Source organism: Hymenobacter psychrotolerans DSM 18569, from assembly GCF_900142395.1.
GTDB classification, from domain to species: domain Bacteria; phylum Bacteroidota; class Bacteroidia; order Cytophagales; family Hymenobacteraceae; genus Hymenobacter; species Hymenobacter psychrotolerans.
Genome location: NZ_FRAS01000005.1, coordinates 101,186 through 127,107, shown reverse-complemented (window position 1 = coordinate 127,107; position 25,922 = coordinate 101,186). Strand labels below are relative to the sequence as shown.

24 protein-coding genes are annotated in these 25,922 nt (G+C 60.4%); 15 read left to right on the top strand and 9 right to left on the bottom strand.

All coding sequences use genetic code 11. The features are described 5' to 3' along the window. The first annotated feature begins 29 nt into the window (after positions 1 to 29). Both BUE15_RS06960 and BUE15_RS06955 read left to right on the top strand, forming a co-directional pair. Positions 30 to 1,838, top strand: coding sequence for a M1 family metallopeptidase (locus BUE15_RS06960; protein WP_073282479.1), 1,809 nt, complete (start codon positions 30 to 32; stop codon positions 1,836 to 1,838). A gap of 120 nt (positions 1,839 to 1,958) precedes the next feature. Beyond that, entirely contained in the window at positions 1,959 to 2,897 is a 939-nt protein-coding gene (locus BUE15_RS06955; protein WP_073282478.1) for a cyanophycinase, read from the top strand. Positions 2,898 to 3,014: 117 nt separating this feature from the next. Here the strand turns inward: BUE15_RS06955 and BUE15_RS06950 are convergent, their stop codons facing one another. Continuing rightward, complete coding sequence (locus BUE15_RS06950; RefSeq protein WP_073282476.1) at positions 3,015 to 4,010, bottom strand: isoaspartyl peptidase/L-asparaginase family protein; 996 nt, start codon at positions 4,008 to 4,010, stop codon at positions 3,015 to 3,017. Positions 4,011 to 4,155: 145 nt separating this feature from the next. Here BUE15_RS06950 and BUE15_RS06945 point away from each other — a divergent pair, with 145 nt between their 5' ends. The 3 genes from BUE15_RS06945 to BUE15_RS06935 all read left to right on the top strand — a co-directional run bounded on the left by BUE15_RS06945 (position 4,156) and on the right by BUE15_RS06935 (position 6,344). Further along, complete coding sequence (locus tag BUE15_RS06945) at positions 4,156 to 4,575, top strand: DUF3127 domain-containing protein (RefSeq protein ID WP_073282474.1); 420 nt, start codon at positions 4,156 to 4,158, stop codon at positions 4,573 to 4,575. A gap of 199 nt (positions 4,576 to 4,774) precedes the next feature. Continuing rightward, positions 4,775 to 5,647, top strand: coding sequence for an SDR family oxidoreductase (locus BUE15_RS06940; protein WP_073282625.1), 873 nt, complete (start codon positions 4,775 to 4,777; stop codon positions 5,645 to 5,647). 64 nt (positions 5,648 to 5,711) lie between these two features. After that, a complete protein-coding gene (locus tag BUE15_RS06935; protein ID WP_073282472.1) occupies positions 5,712 to 6,344 on the top strand; it encodes an AlbA family DNA-binding domain-containing protein in 633 nt (210 codons plus the stop codon). A 233-nt stretch (positions 6,345 to 6,577) separates the two neighbouring features. Here BUE15_RS06935 and BUE15_RS06930 read toward each other — a convergent pair whose 3' ends face one another. Continuing rightward, entirely contained in the window at positions 6,578 to 7,108 is a 531-nt protein-coding gene (locus BUE15_RS06930) for a DinB family protein (protein WP_073282470.1), read from the bottom strand. Between the two features lie 374 nt (positions 7,109 to 7,482). Between BUE15_RS06930 and BUE15_RS06925 the strand changes: the two genes are divergently transcribed. From BUE15_RS06925 to BUE15_RS06910, 4 genes are all read left to right on the top strand, one after another. Continuing rightward, the gene (locus BUE15_RS06925; protein WP_211617599.1) at positions 7,483 to 8,019 is read left to right on the top strand and encodes a YdcF family protein; all 537 of its coding nucleotides are present in this window, start codon (positions 7,483 to 7,485) and stop codon (positions 8,017 to 8,019) included. Positions 8,020 to 8,096: 77 nt separating this feature from the next. Next, positions 8,097 to 8,618 carry a YkvA family protein gene (locus BUE15_RS06920; RefSeq protein ID WP_073282468.1) on the top strand — a complete coding sequence of 174 codons (522 nt, stop codon included), beginning with the start codon at positions 8,097 to 8,099 and terminating at the stop codon, positions 8,616 to 8,618. Positions 8,619 to 8,758: 140 nt separating this feature from the next. Further along, on the top strand, positions 8,759 to 11,023 hold the full coding sequence (locus BUE15_RS06915; RefSeq protein ID WP_073282466.1) for a S46 family peptidase: 2,265 nt from the start codon (positions 8,759 to 8,761) through the stop codon (positions 11,021 to 11,023). Positions 11,024 to 11,240: 217 nt separating this feature from the next. Continuing rightward, a complete protein-coding gene (locus tag BUE15_RS06910) occupies positions 11,241 to 12,071 on the top strand; it encodes a hypothetical protein (RefSeq protein ID WP_073282464.1) in 831 nt (276 codons plus the stop codon). On the opposite strand, the gene BUE15_RS06905 is transcribed toward BUE15_RS06910, so the two are convergent. Continuing rightward, positions 12,068 to 12,826 carry a glycosyltransferase family 2 protein gene (locus BUE15_RS06905; protein ID WP_073282462.1) on the bottom strand — a complete coding sequence of 253 codons (759 nt, stop codon included), beginning with the start codon at positions 12,824 to 12,826 and terminating at the stop codon, positions 12,068 to 12,070. The genes BUE15_RS06910 and BUE15_RS06905 overlap by 4 nt on opposite strands. Positions 12,827 to 13,012: 186 nt before the next feature. On the opposite strand from BUE15_RS06905, the gene BUE15_RS06900 reads away from it, so the two are divergent. Continuing rightward, entirely contained in the window at positions 13,013 to 13,879 is an 867-nt protein-coding gene (locus tag BUE15_RS06900; protein ID WP_073282460.1) for a LysM peptidoglycan-binding domain-containing protein, read from the top strand. On the opposite strand, the gene BUE15_RS21490 is transcribed toward BUE15_RS06900, so the two are convergent. Genes BUE15_RS21490 through BUE15_RS06890 form a run of 3 tightly spaced genes read right to left on the bottom strand, consistent with a single transcriptional unit; the run spans position 13,874 to position 15,430 of the window. Beyond that, a complete protein-coding gene (locus BUE15_RS21490) occupies positions 13,874 to 14,086 on the bottom strand; it encodes a hypothetical protein (protein WP_139252163.1) in 213 nt (70 codons plus the stop codon). The genes BUE15_RS06900 and BUE15_RS21490 overlap by 6 nt on opposite strands. Before the next feature lie 26 nt (positions 14,087 to 14,112). Further along, positions 14,113 to 14,994 carry an SDR family oxidoreductase gene (locus tag BUE15_RS06895; RefSeq protein WP_073282458.1) on the bottom strand — a complete coding sequence of 294 codons (882 nt, stop codon included), beginning with the start codon at positions 14,992 to 14,994 and terminating at the stop codon, positions 14,113 to 14,115. Between the two features lie 49 nt (positions 14,995 to 15,043). Then, positions 15,044 to 15,430, bottom strand: a complete 387-nt coding sequence (locus BUE15_RS06890; RefSeq protein WP_073282456.1) for a hypothetical protein — start codon at positions 15,428 to 15,430, stop codon at positions 15,044 to 15,046. Between the two features lie 101 nt (positions 15,431 to 15,531). Between BUE15_RS06890 and BUE15_RS06885 the strand changes: the two genes are divergently transcribed. From BUE15_RS06885 to BUE15_RS06875, 3 genes are all read left to right on the top strand, one after another. Continuing rightward, entirely contained in the window at positions 15,532 to 16,395 is an 864-nt protein-coding gene (locus BUE15_RS06885) for a Rossmann-fold NAD(P)-binding domain-containing protein (RefSeq protein WP_073282455.1), read from the top strand. A gap of 90 nt (positions 16,396 to 16,485) precedes the next feature. Next, a complete protein-coding gene (locus BUE15_RS06880; protein ID WP_084548888.1) occupies positions 16,486 to 17,703 on the top strand; it encodes a BaiN/RdsA family NAD(P)/FAD-dependent oxidoreductase in 1,218 nt (405 codons plus the stop codon). A gap of 88 nt (positions 17,704 to 17,791) precedes the next feature. After that, complete coding sequence (locus BUE15_RS06875) at positions 17,792 to 18,244, top strand: ferritin-like domain-containing protein (RefSeq protein ID WP_073282453.1); 453 nt, start codon at positions 17,792 to 17,794, stop codon at positions 18,242 to 18,244. A gap of 137 nt (positions 18,245 to 18,381) precedes the next feature. Here the strand turns inward: BUE15_RS06875 and BUE15_RS06870 are convergent, their stop codons facing one another. Further along, entirely contained in the window at positions 18,382 to 20,370 is a 1,989-nt protein-coding gene (locus BUE15_RS06870) for a DEAD/DEAH box helicase (RefSeq protein ID WP_073282451.1), read from the bottom strand. Positions 20,371 to 20,787: 417 nt separating this feature from the next. Then, a complete protein-coding gene (locus tag BUE15_RS06865) occupies positions 20,788 to 20,979 on the bottom strand; it encodes a cold-shock protein (protein WP_073282449.1) in 192 nt (63 codons plus the stop codon). A gap of 238 nt (positions 20,980 to 21,217) precedes the next feature. On the opposite strand from BUE15_RS06865, the gene BUE15_RS06860 reads away from it, so the two are divergent. After that, positions 21,218 to 21,628: an acyl-CoA thioesterase gene (locus BUE15_RS06860; RefSeq protein WP_073282448.1), complete on the top strand. Its 411-nt coding sequence runs from the start codon at positions 21,218 to 21,220 to the stop codon at positions 21,626 to 21,628. Positions 21,629 to 21,638: 10 nt separating this feature from the next. Here BUE15_RS06860 and BUE15_RS06855 read toward each other — a convergent pair whose 3' ends face one another. Continuing rightward, on the bottom strand, positions 21,639 to 22,358 hold the full coding sequence (locus tag BUE15_RS06855) for a DUF8192 domain-containing protein (protein WP_139252162.1): 720 nt from the start codon (positions 22,356 to 22,358) through the stop codon (positions 21,639 to 21,641). Between the two features lie 33 nt (positions 22,359 to 22,391). Here BUE15_RS06855 and BUE15_RS06850 point away from each other — a divergent pair, with 33 nt between their 5' ends. Continuing rightward, positions 22,392 to 25,808: a UvrD-helicase domain-containing protein gene (locus BUE15_RS06850; protein WP_073282444.1), complete on the top strand. Its 3,417-nt coding sequence runs from the start codon at positions 22,392 to 22,394 to the stop codon at positions 25,806 to 25,808. Positions 25,809 to 25,922: the final 114 nt, after the last annotated feature.

Sequence of the window (25,922 nt, the reverse complement as noted above, 5' to 3'; positions counted from 1 at the left end):
GTTGCGGTTCACTTGTTTCGTCTTGTTCTATGTCTGATTCTGCTGCTACCGCGTTTGCCTCCACCCCCGATCCGCACAGTTATGCCCGGCCCGCCGAGGTTAGTGTCCGTCATTTGGCGCTGGAGCTGACGGTAGATTTTCAGACCCAAACGCTGAGCGGCACGGCTACGTGGCAGCTGCGCAACTCCGGTGCCACCGAGTTGCTGCTGGACACCCGCGGCCTGCTGCTGGAAGCCGTGCTGCTGGACGGCCCGACCGGAGAGCCTACCCCATTTGAGCTGGGCGCTGATGATGCTGTTCTGGGTCAGCCGCTCCGCATCACCATCCGCCCCGATACAACGGCGGTCAGCATCCGGTACCAGACGACGCCCCGCGCGGCAGCGCTGCAGTGGCTGCGCCCGGAGCAAACGGCCGGCGGCCAGCAGCCGTTTCTGTTCACCCAGTCGCAGGCTATTCTGGCCCGCACCTGGCTGCCCTGCCAGGACTCGCCCGGCATCCGCTTCACCTACGAGGCCCGGGTGCAGGGGCCGGCTGAGCTGCTGGCCCTGATGAGCGCCAGCAACCCGCAGGAGCGCAACGAAGCCGGCGAGTACCAGTTCCGGATGGATCAGCCGATACCGGCTTACCTGATGGCGCTGGCCGTCGGCGACCTGGAGTTTGTGCCGCTGAGTGCGCGCACCGGCATCTATGCCGAGCCCGTGACGCTGCCCGTCGCAACCAGCGAGTTTGAAGATGTGGAGAAAATGGTGACGGCCGCCGAAGACCTGTATGGTCCCTACCGCTGGGAACGGTACGATTTGCTGGTGCTGCCTCCCTCCTTTCCGTTTGGCGGCATGGAAAACCCGCGTTTAACATTTGTAACACCCACCATTCTGGCCGGCGACCGTAGCCTGACCAGCTTGGTGGCGCACGAGCTGGCCCATTCCTGGAGCGGCAACCTCGTAACCAACGCCACCTGGAACGACTTCTGGCTGAACGAAGGCTTCACGGTGTACTTCGAGCGACGCATTATGGAGGCGCTTTACGGCCGCCCCTACTCCGACATGCTGCAGGTGCTGGGTCACTCAGCCCTGCTTGATACCATAGCCGAGCTCGGCGCCACCAGCCCCGATACCCATCTGCACCTCAACCTGACCGGCCGCGACCCGGACGAAGGACTCAATGAAATAGCCTACGAAAAAGGCGACTACCTTCTGCTCACGCTCGAGCACCTTGTTGGCCGGCCCGCTCTCGACACCTTTATCAAGGAGTACTTCGCCCGCCATAGTTTCCAGAGTATGGACACGGCATCTTTCATTGCGTACCTGCGCCACGAGCTGCTCGACCAGCACCCGGGCCTGGCGGAAAAGCTGCAGCTTGATTCCTGGATACACGGCCCCGGTATTCCGGCCGGCGCTCCTCCTATTGGCTCCACCCGGTTCGAGGCCGTAGACGATGCGTTGCAGAACTGGCAGCAGGGCACCCCGGCGCGCGTGCTGAATACGGATGAGTGGAGCAGCCACGAGTGGGTGCATTTTCTGCACGGCCTGCCCGCGGGCATTAGTCCGGCGCAACTGTCCGAGCTGGATGCGGCATTCGGTTTTACCCATTCCGGCAACTCAGAAATTCTGGCGGCCTGGTTCCCGCACACCATCACGGCCGGCTACGCCGCCGCCGATGAAGCGCTGCACCAGTTCCTGACCCGCGTGGGGCGGCGCAAATTCCTGACCCCGCTCTACAAGGCCCTGCTCACAACGCCCGGCGGCGCGGCGCGGGCCCGCCAGCTGTATGCGCAGGCCCGGCCCAACTACCACTCCGTCGCAACCAGCACCTTCGACGTACTGGTAGGCAAGCCCTAATCCCGCTTTTTAGCTGAGCCTTTATTTTTGCAAGCTCAGCACTAGTCTAGCTGGCCCGAAGCTTGCATTCGGGCCAGCCTAGGTTTACATTTCGTTTTCTTTCAGTTGATTTTTGCGTTGATGACTTCCAAACCACTCGGTAAGCTTATTGCTATTGGCGGCAACGAGGACAAGGGCACGTATCCCAATCCCCGCACCAAGAAGAAATACTACCTCAACTTTTTCGAGTTGGGCATTCTGAAACGGGTCATTCTGGAATCGGGCAAAGAAGACCCGCGCATTGAGGTGATTACCACCGCCTCCATGATTCCGGAAGAAGTAGCCCGCATCTATATTTCCTCGTTCACGATGCTCAATTGCAACAACGTGAACATTATGGACATCCGCACGCCTGAAGATGCCCGGCAGCCCGAGTACCTGGAGCGCCTGCGGCAGGCCGATGTAGTAATGATAAGCGGCGGCAATCAGTCGCGGCTCACTGAAATGTTTGGTGGCTCCGAGTTTCTCCAAGTGCTGAAGCAGCGCTACTATGAGCAGCCCAATTTCATCATTGCCGGCACTTCGGCCGGCGCCATGGCCATGTCCAAAACCATGATCAAAGGCGGCAGCGTGCCCGATGCCCTTATGAAAGGCGCCGTAAAGATGGGGCCGGGTCTGGGCCTGATCGACAGTGTGGTCATCGATTCGCACTTTGTAAAGCGCGGCCGGTTCGGCCGGCTGATTGAGTCCGTGGCGCTGCACCCCAAGCTCATTGGTATCGGGCTGGGCGAAGACACCGGCGTCCTCATCACGGAGGGCAACCAGTTAGAGGCTATTGGCTCTAATCTGGTCGTTATCATGGACGGGCACAAGCTGGAGCACAACAATGCCGCCGCCGCCAAAAAGGGCGAGGCCATTTCCATCGAAAGCATGCTGCTGCACGTGCTGGTGAAGGGCAACCTCTACGATGTACGCCAGCGCGAATTCTACCCCGACCTGAAGCTGCGCCAGCAGGCCGCCGACTCCGTTCGGATGACTGCCGGCCAGGACGCTAACCTTACGGTGCCAGCCAGCAGCTAAGACGCTTACTTACAAGCAGAAAAGCCGGCCTTCTTATCCAAGAAGGCCGGCTTTTCTGCTGTTGAGGCGTTCTGGCACTACTCCTTATATATATAGACGCAGAAAAAGCCCGACTGGCTAGTCCTTGTAGATACCGACGTACAGGTAGGAAGCGGAGCCGATACTGCCCCGGTACATGCCCTCAGAGTTGAAGGGCAAGGCAATGTTGCCAGCCGCATCCACGGCCACCAGTCCGCCCTCACCGCCGATGGGCGCCAGCTTGTCGTGCACCACAATGCGGCAGGCCTCGGTCAGGCTCAGGCCGCGGTACTCCATCAGGCAGCTGATGTCGTGGGCGGCCAGGGCGCGCAGAAAAAACTCGCCGTGCCCGGTGCAGCTGATGGCGCAGGTACGGTTGTCGGCGAAAGTGCCCGCCCCGATGATGGGCGAGTCGCCGATGCGGGAGTAGCGCTTGTTGGTCATGCCACCGGTGCTGGTGGCGGCGGCCAGGTTGCCGTGCTGGTCGCGGGCCACCGCCCCCACTGTACCCATCTTCTTCTTCGGATCTTCGCTGGTCGGGAAAGCGCCGGGCTCGGCAATGGGCGCCGTAGTTGTCATGGGCACCGGCTCGGAGTGGTCGAGGCGCATGCGGCCTTCCTGCAGCGCCTCCTGCAGCTGGTCGTAGCGTTGCTGCGTGAAAAAGTATTCGGCGGGCTGCAGCGGCAGGCCATGCTCCCGGGCCAGCTCGTCGGCGCCGGGGTAGGCCAGCAGCACATGGTCCGTTTTTTCCATCACGAGGCGGGCCGCCCGAATCGGGTTCTGCACAGCGCGGGCGCCGGCCACGGCGCCCGCGGCACGGTTGCGGCCATCCATGATGGCGGCGTCCATTTCGTGGTGCCCCTCGTGGGTGAATACGGCTCCGCGCCCGGCATTGAACAGGGGGCAGTCTTCGAGGCTGCGCACGGCAGCCTCCACGGCATCCAGGGCAGCGCCGCCTTCACGCAGAATGGTATGGCCGGCCTCCAGGCTTTGGAGCAGCGCCGCCTGATACGCCTGTTCTTTGTCGGTGGTCATCAGCTGGCGCGAAATGGTGCCGGCACCTCCGTGGATGGCTAGCGCGAAAGGAAAATTCATGAGCAGAGCAGCAGAAAGAAAAGTGGAAACGTAAGGCAAAGGTACGTAGGCCAGTGCAGCTCGACCGTGCTAAGAAGAGTAGCCGAAACCCGTTTTTTTTCGTACGTTTGATAGACTGTTTTCACCCCCACAAACTATTACCCTTATGGCTTACGATGCTACCGGCCGCCTGCACGAAATCTTCGACGAACAGCAGGTGAGCGAGAAATTCCGCAAGCGCGAATTCGTGCTGGAAGTTGTAGATGGCCAGTACCCTGAGCATATCAAGTTCCAACTGGTGCAGGACAAAACTGCTCTCATCGACCAATATAAAGTAGGAGACGAGGTTAAAATTGCGTTCAACCTGCGGGGCCGCGGCTTCAACAAGAACGGCCAGATGCTGTATTTCACCAACCTGGAAGCCTGGCGCATTGAGCCGGCCGCCGGCGGCGCTGCGGCTCCGCAGGGTGGTGGCTACCAGCAGTCGGCTCCCCGGGCAGCTGCTCCGGCTCAGAACCAGAACCCCAACCTGCGCGCCTCCTCCGCTCCTATTGCTTCGGACGACGACAACGACCTGCCCTTCTAGGGTGCGTTTGTTGAGCGCATACATTGCAATGCCGCTCCCAGCAATGGGGGCGGCATTTTTGTTGTAGCTCTACACGAGCCTGCTGGCACAACAGACGGGCAGGCGCGAAAGATTGGCAGAACTTCTGACCCGTACTTTTCCGTTTACACCCCTGGGCCAGTTTGCCAGCCGCTTTTTTCTTCATCTTCTTTTTCTGCGCATGGCCGCACCTTCTATTCCTTCTCTTCATGGTAAAACGGCACTGGTAACGGGGGCCAGCAGCGGCATCGGGCTGGTGACGGCCCGCGAGCTGGCCCGCCGTGGGGCGCGCGTGGTGCTGGTGGCCCGCAACCCCGACAAGGCCGAGCAGGCCCGCGCCGCCATTCAGTCTGCCATCCCGGAAGCTCAGCTGGAAGTGCGCCTCACGGATCTGTCGCTGCTGGCCAACGTGCATCAGCTGGCCGCCGACCTGCAGCGCGACCATAGCCAGCTGGACATTCTGGTGAACAATGCCGGTATTATGCCGGGGCCGCTGACCATCACGGAGGAAGGCCACGAGCTGAGCTGGGCGACCAACCACTTGGCGGTGTTTGCCCTCACTAACCTGCTGCTGCCGCTGCTGAGCGAAGCCAAAGCCGGACGTATCGTGACAGTGGCCTCGGAGGCGCACTGGCTGGGCGAGATAGAGCCGCTACAGGAGGCGCGCAACAACCCCGAAAAGTACAGCTGGCTCACGGCCTACGCCGATTCCAAACTGGCCAACATCCTGTTCACCAACGAACTGGCGCACCGCCTGGAGCTCACCAACGTGACGGCCAACTGTCTGCACCCCGGCCTGGTTGATACGGGGCTGGTGCATCCGGGCAGCTCCTGGGGCATGAAAGCGCTGTGGTGGCCGGCCAAACCGTTCATGATCAGTCCGGAGCAGGGTGCGCGCACCAGCCTCTATCTGGCTACGTCTCCGGACGTAGCACGGGTAAGCGGGACGTATTTCAAAAACCAACGGCCCGGCCGCTGCTCTTCCCGGTCGCAGAGCCGCACCGAAGCCGCCCGGCTCTGGCGCATTTCGGAGGAGGAAACCGGCGTTTCGTAAGCTTCTACCGGCACACGCCACGCAGCGGTCGCATCTGCCAGGCCGCGCCAACCGTATCTTCCACATGACCGATTTGCAGGAACTCATTCGCCGGGGCGAGGGCGAGCAGCTGGAATTCAAGAAGAAGACCACGCATCCGTCGCGCATTTCGCGCACCCTGGCGTCGCTGGCCAACACTCACGGCGGGCAGGTGCTGGTGGGCGTGGAGGATGATGGCCGGATTGTGGGCGTGCGCGACGCAGAAGAGGAAATATACCTGCTGCGCCAGGCCGCGCTGCACTACGTAGAGCCTGCCCTGACGCTTTATATTAAGGAGTGGGAAGAAGACGGCCGCACGGTGCTCATCGTGACGGTGCCCGAAAGCGCGCTCAAGCCGCACCGCGCCCAGGTAGCCGAGGGCGACTGGCGCGGCTACGTACGGGTGCGCGACGAAAGTGTGCAAACCAGCCAGCTCACCGAAAAGGTACTGCAGCGCCACGATGCCCTGGACATGCCGCGGCTGGAAAAACTACCGCTCAACAAGGACGAACTGGCCGTGCTTGAGTACCTGGGCAAGCACGCCCGCATCACGCTGGCGCAGTACATGAAGCTGCTCAACATCGGGAAGCGCCGCGCCTACCGCACCCTCATCAAGCTCACGCTGCACGGCTACCTCAAGCACCACGACAAGGAAAAGGAAGTGTATTACACGCTCTAGATGCAAAAAGGCCTCTACCATATTGGTAGAGGCCTTTTTGTTAGTCCTGCTGGCGAGCCTTCAGGGCTTTTTTCTCTTCTTTGGCGGCTTTCTTTTCCTTGGTGGTTTTGGCCGGCTCTTTCTTTTTTTCTTTGCGGGGCTCCTGTGCTTTAGCCATGGTAGTGGGGAATTAGAGAATGAGAACTTACCAGCATAACGGTGCCAGACGCCGGGGTGTTGTTGGCAGGAATGCCTTAGGCAGCCAGCAGCGGCAGATACCGCTGCTGCAATATATGCAGATGGTGTGCTTCGTGCCCGGCCATGATGAAACTCATGGCCCGCACGCTCACGGGCTGGCCGCTGGCGGTGCCCCGGCGGCTGAGCTGCGCCGCGCTGAACGACCCCAGCAGGCTGAGCGTGGCCGCCCGCACAGTGTCATATTCGTGCAGAATACTGGCCAGGGGGCGGGCATCGGCTTCCGAAGTGGGCACGTAGTCGTCCTGCTCGAAGCCGGGCAGCGCCGTGGTGTCGCCGCGTGAGATGCGCAGGGCGCGGTAGGCGAAAATGCGCTCCGTATCAATCATGTGCACCAGCATTTCCTTGATGCTCCACTTGCCGGCCGCGTACCGGAACTGCGCCTGTTCCTCGGTCAGGCCCGCGAGCAGCCGACGCAATTCGGCCGGCTGCGTCTGCAGGGCCGCCAGCGGATCAGCGGTGATGAGGCGAACGTAGGTACCATAATACGGGGCGTACTCGGTAGCGTCGGGAGGCGAAAAGAGGCTCATAGAGCAAACGTACCACAAATTTCCGCTTACCAGGCCCACCACCGCGCTATATAACTCCGCACGCACTGCCCGAAATCGTAGAGCTACTTACTCCCAACTCCCGCCCATGCCCTGTTTTGTCGAAAAAGCCTTTCTATTTCCAACAACGCGCTATTCGGTATATTGCTCAGCTGCACCGTCACGCTGCTGGGGCGTCCTGTCAAGATAGTGCCGATGTTGAACACCAGCATTAGTACATAGCAAGGCAAGTAAACAGCAGTGGCCATTGTTAAATACGATTGGCAATAGCTAGAAATAAACCCATTGCTTATACTAGCCATCTGGCAAAACACGAATTGCTATACCTCTTAAAATCAACTAGTAAAGCCCTGTTCTTGCTGCTTTCTGCTTGGCTTGTACTAGGCGTTCTGTGCATTGCAACAGATGGACTAACTGATGATGTGCAGCCTGCTGACTCTTTATTGGTGCTGGGCAACACCGTTAACAGCAACGGGAGCCTCTCAGACCGGTTGCAGGCCCGTTTGGATAAGGCAATTCAGCTGTACCACGCAGGAACAAGCAGCACTATAGTCGTAAGTGGCGGCCTGGGAAAGGAGGGGCACTACGAAGGCACCGCAATGCAGCAGTATTTACTGCGCCGTGGTATTCCGGCAGCAGCAATTGTGGTTGACAATGCGGGCAACACTACCCAGGCTACGGCTCAAAATTTCACCGTGATAGCCAAGAAACGCGGCTTTTCCTCTGTGATAGTAGTTTCCCAGTTTTTTCATTTGAGTCGCACCAAGCTTCTTCTCAGGCAACAGCACTTTGCTCAAGTGTATGGCGCTCACGCCAACTATTACGAAGCGCGCGACGCGTACGCGCTGCTACGGGAGTTCTTCGCCTACCATACCTACCTAATGAAAGGGTAAGCAGCCATTCGGGCTTACTATTCTCTCCCTACAACCCCTCCCCACATCCCCGCGTAAGCTCGACGAAAAACACTTCTATGTCCTCTCTCGTCGAAAAAGGCCTTTCCATTTCCAAAAATGCGCTGTTCAGCGTGTTTCTCAACCGCGCCGGCAAGCTGCTGGGCCGTCCCTTTAAGGTGGTGCTGGTGCTCAATGAGGTAGCCAACAAGCTCGCCAGCAAAGACAGCGGCGACAACAAGTTCCGCCAGCTCTTTGATGTGGCCCGCACCGTGGTGCGGCTGGTGCGCAACTACGTCAGCGGCAACTACCGCCAGGTTGAAACCGGCACCATCGTGTCGGCGCTGGGCGTGCTGCTCTACACCCTGTCCCCCATTGATCTGGTGCCCGACTTCGTGCCGATAGTGGGCTTTCTGGATGATCTGGCCCTGCTGAGCTGGTTCGTGGAGAAGTTCCAGGGCGAAATTACCCGCTTCCGCGAGTGGGAAAAGACGCATGCTACTGAGGAAACCGACGACATTCCGGCGGCTTCGATTAAGCCGGCGGCGTCCAACACCAACACGCAGAACGGCCCGGCCGTAGCTGAGCTGGGACATTCCTAAGCAGAAACGGCCCATGTTAGCAGCCCGGTCTACCTCGTAGGCCGGGCTTTTTTGTGCAGCCTTTCGCCCAAATAGGCGTCTGCCTTCTGTCGGCTCCCCGGGCTGGCTATCTTTGCGTTTCGCTCACCAATTCCCCTCCTATGCGCATTACTTCGCGGCTGGCGCTGCTGGCCCTTACATTCCTTTCCTTTCTCCCCCAGGCCCGCGCCGATGAAGGCATGTGGCTGCCGCTGCTGCTCAAGCAACTCAACGAGGCCGACATGCAAAGCAAGGGCCTCAAGCTCACCGCCGACCAGATCTACTCCATCAACCAGGGCAGCCTGAAAGATGCCGTGGTTCAGTTCGGGGGCGGCTGCACCGGCGAAATCATTTCCGACCAGGGCCTGCTGCTCACCAACCACCACTGCGGCTACGGCCAGATTCAGCAGCACTCGTCGGTGGAAAATGACTACCTCACGAAGGGCTACTGGGCTATGAACCGGGAGCAGGAGCTGACCAACCCCGGCCTCACGGCCACCTTCATCGTGCGGATGGAAGACGTGACCAGCCAGGTGCTGACCGGCGTGCCGACCCAGAATATTCAGGAAGCCGACCGCGAAAAGCTGGTGCAGGCCAACATCCAGCGCATTGCGCAGGCCGCTGTGCAGGGCACGCACTACCAGGCGTTTATCCGGCCGTTCTTCAATGGCAACGAATATTATATGTTCGTGACGGAGGTGTTCCAGGATATCCGGCTGGTGGGTGCCCCGCCGAGCAGCATCGGCAAGTTCGGCGGCGACACCGACAACTGGGCCTGGCCCCGCCACACCGGCGACTTCAGCATCTTCCGCATCTACGCCGGCCCCGACAACAAGCCCGCGCCGTATTCGGCCCAGAATGTACCCTTCAAGCCGCGCCACCACCTGCCCATCTCGCTGGCCGGTGTGCAGCCCGGCGACTTCACGCTGGTATTCGGCTTCCCCGGCCGCACCAACGAGTACCTGACCTCCTGGGGCGTAGACGAAATCTACTCGGTGTCGGACCCGGCCAAAATCCGGATTCGGGAAGCCAAGCTGAAGGTGCTGGATGCCGACATGAAGGCCTCCGACCGGGTGCGCATTCAGTACGCGGCCAAGTACGCCAGCATTGCCAACTACTGGAAAAAGTGGATTGGCGAGGTGCGCGGCCTGAAAAAGCTCGATGCCGTGACGCGCAAGCAGGAGCAGGAAGCCGTGTTCCAGCAGTGGGCCACTTCCGGCGACGACGCCCGCCGCGCCGCCTATGCCACCCTGCTGCCACAGCTCCAGAAATACTACACCACCAACCGCGACTATACCCTGGCCCGTGACTACGTGACGGAGGCGGCGCTGGGCATTGAGCTGCTGGCTTATGCCAACAGCCTGCTCCCGCTGGCCGAAATGGTGGACAAGAAAGCATCAGCCACCGAGCTGAATGCGGCCGTGGAAAAAGCCCGTGGTGGCACGTCCAACTTCTTCAAGAACACCACCATTGCCACCGACCAGAAGGTAGCCGCCGCCCTGCTGCCACTCTACGCCAACGGTACGCCTGCCGCCCTGCTGCCCGCTTACGTGAAGAATCTGCAGAAGCAGTACGGCGCAAAAGGCGGCTGGAATGCCTATGTGGCGCAGCTCTACGGCAAGTCGCGCCTGACCAGCAACGAGAGTGCCCAGGCCGTGCTGAACGAAGTAGCCAAAGGCAACGCCCGCGCCCTGCTCGACGACCCGGCGGCCCAGCTGGCTTCGGCCATCATCGGCCACTACCGCACAGCCATTCTGCCTACTTATACTACTGCTACTGATAACATTGCGCTGCTCCAGCGCACCTACGTGGCCGGCCTGCGCCAGCAACAGACGCAGCGCAAGTTCTACCCCGACGCCAACTCCACCCTGCGCGTAGCCTACGGCCAGGTGCAGCCCTACACCCCCGCCGACGGCACGAAGTACGACTTCTACACCACCCTCGACGGCATCATGGAAAAAGCCGACCCGACCAACCCCGACTTTGAAGTGCCGGCCCGCCTCACGGAGCTCTACAACGCCAAAGACTACGGCCCTTATGCCTACAAAGGCTCGGTGCCGGTGGCCTTTATTGCCACCAACCACACCACCGGCGGCAACTCCGGCTCGCCCGTCATCAATGGCCGCGGGGAGCTGATTGGCACCAACTTCGACCGCAACTGGGAGGGCACCATGTCTGATATCATGTTCGACCCCGACCGGGTGCGCAACATCACGCTGGACGTGCGCTACATGCTGTTCGTGGTGGATAAGTTTGCGGGCGCCAGCCACTTGGTGAAGGAAATGACGCTGGTAGGCGGCCCCAATGAAGCTGCCGCGCCGGCCGATGGCAAAAAGCTGGAAAAGATAAAAGTGAAGCGCAAGCCCGCCCGCCAGAAGGCCAGCTAGCCTGCTGCTACCTTCTCCACTAAAAAACGCCCGCTACCGTTCTGGTAGCGGGCGTTTTGTTTGGCCTCCGTACTCATTGCGCCGGCCTGGCAGGCAGCCTCATGAGGTTGAGAGCCGGCGCAGAAACTATATATAGCTGTTGTGGCTTGGAAGCCTTGCTTTATTCATAGAAGCGGGCTTTCTTGTAGCTGTTTAGTGTTGAATTGCTTGTGTATCTATGAGAATCTATGTGTTGGCTGGCGCGCTGCTGGCCCTGCCGCTTCGTGCGGCCCTGGCGCAGCCCAGCCTGGAAACCACCCGCCAAAATCTGCTGCGTGAAGGCCTGGCCCTGTACACGTCCGAGCGGGCTTCGTGGGTAGCCACCGACCTGCTGCAGGCCACCCGTTTCAACACCCAGCAGATTCACAGCTACTTCAGCTACCCTACTCCCGGCGACTCGGTACGCACCGTATTCGTGGGTGGAACAGCAGCGGCGCCACAGATACTGGCGGCCTATAGCTTCCCGGCCGGCAACATCCGGCCAGCCAGCGCCCACCGGTCCGGTGCCCGGGCCCTGACGACGCGCGAACAGCAGCTACTGGCCATTCGGGCGAAGTCGATGAAGGATGTAACGCGCATTGCCGGCTTCGAGGTGCCCGCCACCACGTCGCTGAACCCGGTGCTGCTGGAGAAAGGCGCCGAAACCTGGGTGTATGTGCTGACCGGCGCCACTGCGGCCGGCACGGTCCCGCTCGGCAACGACTACCTGCTGCGCTACGATTCGGCGGGCCGGCTCACGCACAAGAGCAAGCTGCATAGCAGCCTGATTTCCATTGGCAAGGCGCCGGCCGGCCAGTCGGTGGCGGCAACTCTGCATACCCACCTGCCCGGCGCGGCGGCCTTCATTACTCCCTCCGATATTTGCACGCTCCTGCTCTACCGCCCGCAGCTACCTGGCAAACAGCATTTGGTGCTGGGCGAAAAATACGTGTCGGTGTTTACGCCCGCCGATGCGACGCTGACGCTGCTCACGCGCAAGGCTTTTGAGCAACAGCAGAAACAACCCTAGCCCGGCCGCTCGATGCCCAGTGCCTGCAGCTGTTCAGCATACTGGTCATAGATTTCCTGCAGGTCGGCGCCGTGCTTACCGGCGTCTACCCCAATACTGACGTTGCTGGAGTGGAAGCGGTGCAGGTGGCTGATGTGGGGCGAGACAACCGGCAGGTGCCCGGCCAGCAGAAACCGAACGTACAGGTCCAGGTCTTCGGCCATCTTCAGCGTTTCATTGTAGCCGCCCACTTCATCAAACAGGCTGCGGCGGTAACATACATTGCCTTGGATGAAATGCTCAGCCCGAAAAATGGCGCGCAGCATATCGGTTGGAGTTTCGAAGCGCCAGGCATAATAATCCTCGCCGGGCAGGTAGCGCTTTTCTTCGTCTACGCGCAGGAAATCAGCTACGAACCATTGCTGCCCCGGGCTCTTCTGCACCAGCCCGGCGTAGTGGTAGAGGCAGCGCTGCAGCAGCAGGTCGTCATCATCAAGCGGCACAATCCAGCTGTCGGCCGTGGTCTGGCGGATGAGCAGGTTGCGGGCCGGGCCGGGCAGCAGCTTGGTGGCCTGGGGCACCACCCGCACGGGCGAGCCGTCCTGCGCGGCGGCTTCCTTTAGCCAGCTGGCGGTGTCGTCGGTAGAGGCATTTTCGCAGATAAAATGCTCGTAGCCAAAATCAAGCGGCGCCGAAACCGTGGCGCGGACGCTGGCAATGGTTTCGGGGAGAAACTGCCGGCGGTTGTGGGTAGGCGTGATAATTGAAAAGTGCATAGCTATGGGAACAGAAACAGAACTGCCCTTTATTCCGCCTGCGGCCCGAAAAAGTTGCCGCTGCCTTTTCCCAACTCTGCACGGCGAAGTGGCGTTAAGCCCCTGTTGCTGATGTTGAGTTTCTTCCGGCCCGATTTGTGCACACGCGGCCGGCAACATCCCCTTACGTTTTCGATTATCTTGGATATGACGCGTTTTTCCCGGTTTCCGGTTTTGTTTCTTGGCTTTGGAGTGATAGGAGCCGCTTTTCTTCCCTCGCCCGCTCCCGGCGCCGACCGTATCACCACCGAACAGCTGATGAGCCGCCTGAGCAGCTCGATCGAAAACCTGAAAACCCTGCGCTGCAACGTGCGGGCCCAGGAGCGCCTAAGCAATGGCAGCTACCAGCAGGCCCGCACGGCCATGAAAATGACGTTCGGACCCCAACGGGTGTACCTTAAAAATGCCAAAGGCATTGAGGTGCTCTGGGTGACGGGCCAGAACGACGGCGACGCCTGGGTGTATCCCAACAGCTTCCCATACGTGACGCTCAGCCTGGACCCCAAAGGCTCGGTGATGCGCAAAAACCAGCACCACACGGTGCTGGATGCGGGTTTCGGCACCATTGCTGACCTCATCAAAGGCTCCAGCCAGCGCCGCGACCATAGCTTCGAGAAAAGCTTCCGCTACGCCGGCGACACTACCGTTACGGGCCGCTCCTGCTACATCCTGCGCTCCGATTTTCCGCAGTTCCGCTACGTGGCCTACAAAACCGTGGCCGGCGACACCCCCGAGCGGATTGCCGATAAATTCGGCTGCGGCGATTTTCGGGTGATGGAGCGCAACAACCTGAGCCCCGGCGAGAAACTGGCCGCGGGCCGCACGCTGCAGGTGCCCAACAGCTACGGCCGCCGCACCATCGTCTGCGTCGATCAGAAGCTCATGCTCCCGCTCGTGGTGCAGGTGCACGACGACAAAGGGCTGTTTGAGAAGTTCGAATTCAGCGACGTGGTGGCCAACCAGCCCATTCCGGCCGCCGAATTCACCAAAACCTTCCCCGGCTACAAGCTATAGGCCCGGAGCCGCCCAGAAACCATTGGGCACGTCCCGGAAGTGCTTGGTGATGGTCTGGGAACCGTTGGTGACGCCCCGGAAGTGCTTGGTGACGGCCCGGAAGTCGTTGGTGACGCCCCGGAAGTCGTTGGGAACGGCCCGGAAGTCGTTGGTGACGGTAGCGGCTACCATGCAAAAAGGCGCTTCAGGTGAAGCGCCTTTTTGCATGGTAACATCAATTGGGAAAGTTGCGGCTAGCGGCGCATGGACTTTTCGATTTCGTCCCACATCGGGGCCGGAATGGCTTCGAGCTTGTTGAACTCGCCGGCCCCGTTCAGCCACTCGCCCCCGTCCAGCGTCACCACTTCGCCGTTCATGTAGGCCGAGAAGTCCGATACCATGTAGGCGGCCAGGTTGGCCAGCTCCTGGTGGTCGCCGACGCGCTTGAGGGGCACGGATGCGGCCGGGTCGAGTTTTTTGGCCAGCGGCTCGGGGAAGAGGCGGCTCCAGGCGCCTTCGGTCGGGAACGGGCCGGGAGCAATGGCATTGGAGCGGATGCCGTACTTGGCCCACTCCACGGCCAGTGAGCGGGTCATGGCCAGTACGCCCGCCTTGGCCGCCGCCGACGGCACCACGAAAGCCGAGCCCACGGAGGCATAGGTGGTTACGATATTGAGGATGGTGCCGGGCTTCTGGTCGGCAATCCAGCGCTTGCCGAAGGCCAGGGTGCAGTTGTAGGAGCCGCGCAGCACAATGTCCACGATTACGTCGAAGGCCTTATGGCTCAGGCGCTCAGTGGGGCTGATGAAGTTGCCGGCCGCGTTGTTGAGCAGCACGTCCACTCCGCCAAACGTGTCGATGGTTTTCTGCAGCATGGCTTCCACCTCGTCGTACTTGCGCACGTCGCACTGCACGGCCAGCACATTGTTGTTCTGCGTCTGCTCGCGCAGCTCGGCGGCCGTTTTCTCCAGCACCTCCAGCTTCCGGCTGCTGATGACAACATTGGCGCCCAGCTGCAGGAAATACGTGGTCATGGCGCGGCCCAGGCCGGTGCCGCCGCCCGTCACGACGATGGTTTTGCCTTGAAGTGCGTTGTCGCGGAGCATGGGTTGGGCGTAGGGATGGCTGGAAGACATAGGGAAGTTGGTGGGAAAAATTGGGGAAGTGGGAAAGCAACGGTAGTGACTACCGCTCCTCAAATAAACCAGTTATTCGGGTAACCGTGCCCTCGGCTACAATGCGGCTGCCCTCTACACAGTAGAAAGACGTGCCGCAACGTATCCTTTGCTGATGAAAGGCGCGGGCTTCTGCAGAAAAAAAATATAAGCGGGCATACAGCCACTCATCTATTGGCAACGGCAGCTCACGCCACGAGTTGTTTGTTGTGGGGTCGTAAAAGTCCGGGTACAGGTGCATGTAACAGCGGGCCGGCTTGTCAAGCGCATACTGAAAATCCCAGCGCATTCCATTGGATGGCGGCAGCTGGCGGCCTCCTTCCTCGGGGGTCAGAATCCGAATGCGTGCCTCAAAATCGTCCCGGAGGTCTTTGTATACTCGATAAGAAGCAGGCATAGCGCTGGAATCAATTTCTTGCAGTGACGCAAAATAGAGTCTCCGGCTTTCCGGATGGCAGTCTCTTGTGTAAGAAAGATTTTTTGCCACCTTTACCCCGCATGGCTGACTCCCTTTCTTCTTCCCGACCCGTTCCCACAACTGTAGCCGTGCTCGGCTGTGGCTGGCTGGGGCTGCCGCTGGCCAAAGCGCTGGTGGCGGAGGGCTACGCCGTCAATGGCTCTACCACCACTCCTACCCAGCTCCTGACCCTGCGCGATGCCGGCATCCGGCCCTACCTGCTGCGGCTGGGCCCGGAGTTTTCCCAGACCGATGCCGATTCGCTGCACGCGCTGCTGGCGGGCGTAGATGTGCTGGTGCTGAACGTGCCCCCCCGGGCGGCGGTGGCCGGTTCCTACCCGGCGCTGCTGCGGCCAGTGGGTTCGGCGGTGGCGGCCTCGGGTGTGCGGCACGTGCTGTTTGTTAGCTCCACCAGCGTCTACCCCAATGAGGCGCGGCTTATGCGGGAAGGCGACGCGGTGTCGTCGCCGGACGCGCCCTCGGATCTGCTGCGGGCCGAAGGGCAGTTTACGCCCCGCTGGGGCCAGTGGCTGACGACGGTGGTGCGCATGGGCGGCCTGTTCGGGCCGGAGCGGCCGCCGGGCCGGTTCCTGGCCGCCCGCCACAACCTGCCGCAGGGCAACGCCCCCGTCAACCTCATTCACCTCGACGACTGCGTAGGCCTGCTGCTGCATATCATCCGGGAAAAGGCCTGGGGCTACACCTTCAACGCCTGCGCCGGCCAGCATCCGCCCCGCCGCGACTTCTACCCGGCTGCCGCCGAGGCTTTGGGCCTGGCCGCGCCCACTTTCGAGGCCGAATCCGGCGAGAGTGGCGGCAAAGTGATAGACAGCAGCCTGCTCCGCCAGATTACCGGCTACCGGTTTCAGCACGATGATGTGCTGGCGGCCCTGGAAAGCTGCTAACCCTTGGCGCGTTTGCAGGCCAACGCCCGCGGCAATGCTGCCGGCCGTACCTTTGCGTTCGTGAATGATTTTAATTCGACGGTAGCAGTGCTGGGCGGCGGGGCGGCGGGCTTTTTCGGGGCCATTGCCTGCGCCGAAGCCAACCCGCGCCTCACGGTCTACCTGATTGAGAAGACCGGCAAGCTGCTGAGCAAAGTCCGGATTTCGGGCGGCGGGCGCTGCAACGTAACGCATGCCGCCGATACGCCCGCGCAGCTGGTGCAGCACTACCCGCGCGGGGCCAGGCAGCTCAAGGAGCCCTTCCGGCAGTTTGATGCGCAGGCTACCATCCGGTGGTTCGGGCAGCGCGGCGTGCAGCTCAAAACCGAGCCCGACGGCCGCATGTTTCCCGTCACCGACTCGTCGGAAACCATTGCCCAGTGCCTGCTGGACGCCGCCCGGCAGGCCGGCGTCCGCATCCTGACCCAAACCCAGCCCGGCCAGATTGAGGTGCTGCCGGCCGGTGGTTTCCGCCTGCACCTTACCGGCGCGCATCCCGGCGAAATGACCGTGGGCCGGCTCCTGATTGCCACGGGCGGCGCCCCCAAAGCCGAGCAATACGAGTGGCTGCGGCAGCTGGGCCATACGGTGGCGGCCCCCGTGCCCAGCCTGTTCACGTTCAACGTGCCTGATTCGCCGTTGCGCGAGCTGCCGGGCGTGAGTGTGCCGCAGGCCCGCGTGCGGGTGGCCGGCGAAAAGCTGGAGTACGAAGGCCCGGTGCTGGTGACGCACTGGGGCGTGAGCGGGCCGGCCGTGCTCAAGCTCTCGGCCTGGGGCGCCCGCCGCCTCCACGAGCTGGGCTACCAGAGCACAGCCCTCATCAACTGGATTCCGGAGCACACCGAGGAAACGCTGCGCACCTGGCTGCGCGACTACCGGGAACAGAACGGCCGGAAAGTGGTGGTTTCCAATCCGCTGTTCGGGCTGCCCCAGCGCCTGTGGCGCACGTTGGCCGAGCAGGCCGGCGTGGCGCCCGAAGTACGCTGGAACGAACTGCCGGCCAAGCCCCAGAACCGGCTGATTGAGGCGCTGCTGAATACGGCCCTGCCCGTACGCGGCAAAACCACTTACAAAGACGAATTCGTGACCTGCGGCGGCATTGTGCTCAGCGAGGTGGACATGAAAACTATGGAAAGCCGCCGCGTGCCGGGCCTGCATTTTGCCGGTGAGGTGCTGGACATCGACGGCATTACGGGCGGCTTCAACTTTCAGGCGGCCTGGACTACCGGCTATCTGGCTGGTCGGGCCATCGGCCAGTCCGGCACCTAAGTCTTTCGGCGGGCCTTGCAACCCTGGGGCAGATTTGGCAGTAAAGGAGTGCATTATATCCTTTCCTACAACACAAAAACACCTCCTCATGGATACCAAAGTAGTGCAAGCCGGCCTCAACGAACTTCTCGACACGCTCAAAGACGGCCAGAAAGGCTACGCCGAGGCGCTGACCGACGTGGAAGATGCTGATCTGAAGCAGATTTTCAAGAAGTATGCGGCCCAGCGCTCCGAATACCTGACTGAATTGCAGGACGAGATGCACAAGCTGAACCTGCACCCCGACCAGGAATCTGAGTCGTCTATCACGGGCACCATCCACCGGGCCTTCATCAACCTCAAAGGCCTGGTGACCAGCAAAGACCGCCACAGCATTCTGGCTGAGTGCGAACGGGGTGAAGACTACGCCAAAGCCGCCTACGATAAAGCCCAGAAAATTGAAGGCCTGCCCGGCAACCTGAGCGCCCTCATTTCCAAGCAGGCCGCCGGCATCAAGCAGGGCCACGACGAAATGAAAGCTCTGCGCGACTCTTCCAAGTAAGCCGCTATATCGGGCTCCGCGCAATCTGTGGAGCAGAAAAGCCCAACAAAAAAGCCTCGTACGTACGAGGCTTTTTTGTTGGGCTTTTGCCGTAAGCAGCCAACTGCGCACATTCTTGCGCAGGGCCCGCTCACTGGCTATTCGTCGAAGTTGTTGTCTTCGCGCTTGCCTTTGTAGCCACCGCCGTAAGACGAGCCGCCTTCGTTGCGGTTGCCGCCGTAGCGGTTGCCGCCACCGTAAGAGCTGCCGCCTTCGCGGTTGCCGCCTTTGTAGCCACCGCCGTACGAGGAGCCACCACGGTTGCCACCGTAGCTGCTGCCACCTTCCCGACGGTCGCCGCCGTAGGAGCCGCCACCGCGGTTGCCGCCGTATGAACCACCGCCGTATGAGGAGCCACCACGATTACCGCCGTAGCTGCCGCCTTCCCGACGGTCGCCGCCGCCGAAGCCACCCGTCCGGCGCGGACGGTCCCCGCCGAAGCCGCCACGGTTGCCGCCTTCCTGCTGCGCATCACCTTCCTGGCGGGGCGTCGCAATGTTGAACGCCACCGGCCGTCCCTGAATGGAGCTGCGGCCGAGTTGAGCAATTACCTCTTCCACGAAATCATTCGGCACTTCTACGAAGCTGAACTTATCATACAGCGCAATATCACCTACTTTGCTGGCAATCAGGCTGGTATTTTCGGCAATCAGGTCCACGATGTCGCGGGGGTGCAGACGGTCCTTTTTGCCCATCGTCACGAACAGGCGCGTGAAGCCGGGGCGGGCAGCACCCTGGGTGCGGCTGGCGTCGAGGCTTTCCTGAGCGCGCTTGTCCTCTTTCATCGTCATCTTGAGCAGCGCGGCCGCAATGTCCAGCGACGTAACGGCTTCTTCCTGCTCCTGGTCGATGAGACGCTGCACGCGGGCAATGTACTTGTCCAAATTGCCCTTCACAATCACCTCCTTAATGGAGTTGAGCATCAGCGTGGTTTTCACCTCCGACACATCTTCGAAGCTGGGCACACGCTCCTGCTTGATGGTGGCTTTGGTGAAGCGCATAATGTCGCGCAGCTTGTAGATGTCGCGGCCACTCACGAAGGTGAAGGCTTTGCCCTGCTTGCCGGCGCGGCCGGTGCGGCCAATGCGGTGCACGTAGTACTCTTCGTCGGCGGGCAGGTCGTAGTTTACTACCACTTCCACGTTGTCCACGTCGATGCCGCGGGCGGCTACGTCGGTGGCCACGAGGATTTCCAGCGTGCCTTTGCGGAATTTATCCAGCGTGTTCTGGCGCTGCTGCTGGCCCATGTCGCCGTGCAAACCTTCGGCGAAATAGCCTTTGGCTTGCAAATCGCCCACAATCTCATCGACCATGCGCTTCGTGTTGGCGAAGACGATGCCCGACTTGATGTTGTACATGTCGATGAGGCGGGTCAGCACGTCTTTTTTCTGCGGGCCACGCACCTCGAAGTAGCTCTGCTCGATGTTGGTAACCGTCATTTCCTGATGGTTTACCTTCACGATCTGCGGATCCTTCTGGTAGCGCTTGGTCATCTCCATGATGGGCTTGCTCATGGTAGCCGAGAAGAATACCGTCTGGCGGTCTTCGGGCATTTTCTTGAGCACCGTCTCGATGTCGTCGCGGAAGCCCATATCGAGCATTTCGTCGGCCTCATCAAGGATGATCATCTTGCAGTTTTCCAGCTTCAACGTGCCCCGCTCGATGTGGTCCATTACGCGGCCGGGCGTACCGATTACAATTTGCACGCCGCGCTCCAGGGCGCGGAACTGCCGGTCGTAAGAAGAGCCACCGTAGATTGGCACCACGGCCAGACCACGCTTGTATTTGCCGAGCTTCTGGATTTCGCCCGAAACCTGCACTGCCAACTCGCGGGTAGGGCACAGCACAAGGCACTGCACCTCACGCGAATCCGTGTCGATGCGCTCAATGGCGGGGATGGAGAAGGCGGCGGTTTTGCCGGTGCCCGTTTGGGCCTGTCCGATTACGTCGCGGCCCTGCAGCAATACCGGAATACCGGCGGCCTGAATCGGCGAAGCCTCTTCGTAGCCTACTTCAGCAATGGCACGCTGCATTTCTTCAGAGAGCGTCAGCTCGCTGAATTTCAATTTTTCCTTTTCGTTTTCCATGTCTGTGTTATGGAGTGGAGACTATAGCTCTGAAAACAGCGGATTCAGCGACGCTCTTCTCCCACTCTACACAACGACAAGTGACGGAAGCAACGGACGGAAGACTAAGCCGGCCCAACAAGTTTCTTTAAAGGCAGCTCTCAAGCTGCGCGGAACGTGGCCGTTCTCAAATGCGGGTGCAAAGATACGGATAATTTATCGGGAATGATGCCAGAGTTTCAGATTTGGGCTGGCATTTGGGTCAAATGCCGTTTTCCTGTACCAAAAGGACGACCGTAGAATGTCCTGCCCAAGCTAACCATAGCTACCTAACATGCTTATAACCTGGAATACACAACACAACTAGGACCAACCAGGCACAAAAAAGCGGGCTCCCGCCGGGAGCCCGCTTTCAGGTTTATCCGAAAAGGAAATGGACTAAGCCAGTTTCACTTTTACAGCGTTCAGGCCTTTACGGCCCTGAGCAATTTCGAATTGCACTTTGTCGTTGTCGCGGATTTCGTCAACACACTCGGTTACGTGAACGAAGATGTCTTCGCCGGTGCCGTCAACTTTGATGAAACCAAAGCCTTTGGTTTCGTTGAAGAATTTTACAGTTCCTGTCTGCATGGTACTTGTGATGATGGATGTTTCTTTAAGAGAAGCAGCACTCAACTCTGCTTTCCCCTTCTCATCGAAAGTACTCAACAGGCCTGCGTAAGCCACAATTCTTAAACTGTGTCAAAGATAGCGGAAGTTTTGAGTTTCACTCCCACCTGCACAAGAAGTTGTAGATAATTGCCGTTTCAGCCGCCTTTCAAAAGCGCCCGTTTCGGCGTTCCTTTGCCTCTCTCCTACGCTGCCTGCTATGTCTGTTCCTGCTTTCCGCTTTTCCCGCCTGCTCACGGTGCAGCCCCAGGACATTGACGAGCTGGACCACGCCAACAACGTGCAGTACGTGCGCTGGGTGCAGGACACGGCCGCCGCGCACTGGCATACGGCCTACCCACCTGCCGAGGGCCACTCTTATATATGGGTGGTGCGCGAGCACCGCATCCGCTACCACTACCCGGCCCTGCTGGGCGAAGAGCTACGCTGCACTACCTGGATTGGCGAGGTGCGCGGCGCCCAGAGCCAGCGCTTCGTGCGCATCGAGCGGGCCGAAGATGACAAGCTGCTCTGCGAAGCCGAGACGCAGTGGGTGCTGCTGGACCCGCAAACCAAGCGCCCGGTGCGCGTGACGCCGGAGATGGTAGAGCGGCTGTGGGGGGAGGTGTGAACTGCAGGTGCTACGCGCCTAGTTGAACTACTCGTCGGGCAGCTCGTTTGCGAAAACCCTTACTGTAATTGGGTGTAATTCTTTTGCGCCAAGCCACTATAATAGCATCATAGCCCCTAAAGCGTTGTTTCTCCTTTTCTGACAGGACGATCAGCCCCGCGCTAAGGTGCTTTCCAGCCCATTTTGTGAAGAACACCTGCTTGGTTATAGCGCGGTCGGTATCAATGAAGCCGACACGTTTTTGAGTAAATGAGAAGTCGTCTGGCTTTAGATTGATTTCGTGGCTAAGATATACGGCCTCGTTTTCCGTCAGTAACGGAGATGCTGATTGCCCAATAGTGGCGGCGAAGCCAGGCTCCAACAAAAACCTAAGCTTTCCAATATTTCGAGAAAACGGCAGCGGCTCATTTTGCATACACATATTGGTATAGCCTTGTGCGCTGAACACCAAATACTCGCCAGCTGGTTTAAATCCCATGGCACAATTGGTGCGCATGTCGACTTTAATGGAAATTGTATCTGCTTGCTGCCCTTTAAAAACTGTATAAGCTTTGAATAAGTAGTTGCTAGTTGTATCTGAACGCGCATTCATGACAACTTGACCTATAAAAATGCGGTCAGCTCGACTGACCAGTTCACTAAATTTTAGCTCCATACAGGAGCACGCCTCAACTGGCCCACTTTTCAATCCTCCGGCTGCCAGCAATAAAATCAACCCTATCCATTTCATACGGTCAATATAACTGCATCTTTTCCTCCCCCAATGCCCGCCACCTTCCGCATCTACTCTTCTTCTGCCGGCTCCGGCAAAACGTACCAGCTCACCAAGGAGTACCTGAAGCTGGCGCTGGGCAGCGAGGACCCGTCGTATTTCAAGCGGGTGCTGGCCATTACGTTTACCAACGACGCGGCCGGCGAGATGAAGCAGCGCATCATTGGGGCGCTGCGCAAGTTTGCCTACCCCAAGGCAGGCGAAACGGACGCGCTGCTGGCCGAAGTGGCCGAGGAACTGGCCGCCGAAGGGCTGCTGCCGCGCCGCACCGAAACCGCTGAGGAGCGCCAGCAGGAAGTGCGCCGCCGGGCCCGCGAAACCTTCCGGCTGGTGCTCTACCACTACGCCGATTTTGCGGTGAGCACCATCGACTCGTTTGTGCAGCGTATTGTCACGGTGTTTACGCGGGAGCTGGGGCTGCCGGCCACGTTTGAAGTGGAGTTGGACACCGATGCCGTGCTGCAAACCGCCGTGGCTGCCCTGCTCGACAAAGTAAACCGCGACCCAAACTCCCAGCTACTGGCCCGCACGCTCACCGAGTATGCCCTCAGCCGCGCCGACGAAGGCAAAAGCTGGAACAACCTGCCCGACGAGCTGGCCGACTTCGGCAAGTTTCTGTTCAATGAAACCGTGCACGAAGCCGTGGCGCAGCTCCAGACCCTGACGCTGCAGGACTTCCGCCGCCTGCACGAAACCCTGCGCCAGCGCCGCGACATCATGGAAGCCGAGGTGCTGGAAGTGGCGGAAAAAGCCCTGGCCGCCCTGCGCGACGCCGACCTGGAACCGAGCCACTTAGCCGGCGGGGAGCGGGGCGTGTACACGCACTTCTCTAACTGGAAACGTTGGCTGCAGGAAGGCGACACGCCCACCGCCACGGCCCTGAAGGTGTTCGAAACCGGTAACTGGGCCAGCGCCACCGGCAAGAAAGAGCCCTACGCCAGCCGCATTGCCGCCGTGCGCCCCGCCCTCGACGATGCCTTTGCTGAGCTGCTGGCCTTGCGCGAGCGGCACCTTGGTGCCTACCTATTGGTGTCGGCTATGCAACCTTACCTGTTCCATGCCTCACTGCTGAGTGAGCTGAACAAGATAGTGGAGCAGGTGAGCCGGGAGCGGAACATCGTGCTCATCAGCGAATTCAACCGCCGTATTGCCGGTATTGTGCTGAAGGAACCGGTACCGTTTCTGTACGAGCGGCTAGGCGAGCGGTACAACCACCTGCTCATCGACGAGTTCCAGGATACGTCGGTGCTGCAGTGGAATAACCTGCTGCCACTGGTGGAAAACTCCGTCGGCAACGACTTCCTCAACCTGGCCGTGGGCGACGCCAAGCAGGCCATCTACCGGTGGCGCGGCGGCGAGATGGAGCAGATTCTGCGCCTGCACCAGGGCAACACAGGCGCCTTGGCTGCTCGTGCCACCGATCCGGAAACGCGGGAGCTACTGCGTGAACGGTACATGGGCCTTACTGGGCGGCTGGAACCACAGGTGCTGAATACCAACTACCGCTCAGCCGCGGAAATCGTAGACTTCAACAACCGGTTTTTCAGTCAGCTTCGGGCTCAGCACCCCGATTTCGCGCTGGTGCAGGACTTGTTTGAGCCCGGTTTTCAGCAGTCGGTGCCCGATAAGCCGCAGCGGCCGGGCCACGTGGAAATCCTGTTTACGCAGGACGAAGCTCCCGCCCGGCGCTACCATGCCGCGGAGGGCCGCTACTCCGCCGAGCCGCTGACCGGCTACCTGGAAGGCGCTACCCTCGACTACGACGAAAGCACTCTCTACCTGACCCTGGCGCTGGTGCAACAGGCTCTGCACGACGGCTATGAGCCGCGCGACGTGGCCGTGCTGAGCCGCACCCGGCGCGGCAGCCGGTTGGTAGCGAAGTTCCTGAAGGAGCGCGGCTACGATATTATTTCGGCCGACTCCCTGTCACTGGAGTTTGCGGAGGTGGTGAACCTGTTGGTAGCCATTTTTCGGGTGCTGAACCAGCCCGCCGACACCCTGGCGCGGGCCGAGGCGCTGCTGCTGCTGGATAAGGTGGTGCGCCGCCTCGCTCCTACTCCGCCCCGGGCCCGCCACATTGCCGCCATTACCAACGCCGAGCACGCCGCCGACTTCTTCGACGAGTTCCGGGCGCTGGGCTACGACTTGCAGGAGCACGAAACCGGCAACCTGGGCCTGTATGAGCTGACTGAGCGGCTGATTGGCTTGTTTGGGCTACTGGGCCGCAACGGCGAGAGTGAGTATCTGTTCCGGTTTCTGGACCTGACGCTGGAGTACAGCCTGCGCTACGGCAACAACCTCAACAACTTCCTGGCTTACTGGGAGCAGCGCAAAGCTGGCCTGAGCATCAACGCCCCCGCCGGCCGCAACGCCATTACCATCACCACAGTGCACAAGGCCAAGGGCCTGGCCTACGGCGTAGTTATCGTGCCCTTCGCTGACTGGAGCCTGGAGCCCTACCGCGGCACGCTGCTGTGGGGCCGGCTGGCCGAGGAAGACAAACCCGTAGCTGAAATGCCCGCCGTGGCCGTGGTGCCCCTCACCAAAAGCCTGACCCGCACGGCACTGGGCAAACAGTATGTGGAGGAGCGCGAAAAAACGTTTCTGGAAGGCCTGAACATGCTGTACGTGGCCTTCACGCGGCCCCGCCACCGGCTCTACATCCTCAGCAAACGGCCCGAAGCCAGCAAGAAATCTGCTGAGGAAGGGGCCGAAGGCCCGGCTAAAAACGTAGCGGCGCTGCTGCATCAGTATTTGCAGCACCAAGGCCTGTGGGACGAAGAACGGGCATCGTTCGTTCTGGCGGAAGGCGCCCGGGCAGAGCAGGCCAGCGGCAACCAGCCCTCCACCACCCATACTTTCCCGCTTACTAACCTCGCCACGGCGCCTTGGGAAGAGCGGCTGCGGCTGCGGCGCCACGCCAACACGGTGTTCGACTTTGATGTGCAGGAAAAGCTGGGCGAATGGAACCGCAAGCTGCACTACGGCCTGCGGCGGCTGGTGCTGGACCAGGACGTGGAGCGCGTGACCCGGCAGCTGGCGGCCGAAGGCTTCATCAGCAACCGGGAACGGCCGGCGCTGGAACAGCGCCTGCAGCGGGTGGTCGATAATCCGCAGCTGGCGCGCTATTTCAGCGAACAGGTATCGGTGGAAACGGAACGCGAAATTCTGGTGGGCGGCGTGAAACGGCGCGACTACAAGCCCGACCGGGTGGTGTTCGAGGCCGTAGCGGGAGCCACCGGCCGGGCCTCCGTGCGCGTCACGCTGCTTGATTTCAAGGTACCGCCGCCCAGCCCGGCCCACCGCCTGCCGCTGCAGCAGTATGCGCAGCTGTTCCGGCAACTGGGCTACAGCCAAGTCGAGTGCATCCTGTATTACTTTGGCACTGAGGAAGTAATCATGTTCTAGCACCGCCTTCCGCCAACTGATTTAGCCACAGCTTGCACGACTAATATTTTTAGCAAAAGCATTTGTTCTCAGGGCGGACTTCCGTATTTTCGCGCAGTTCACTTCTGACTTCTG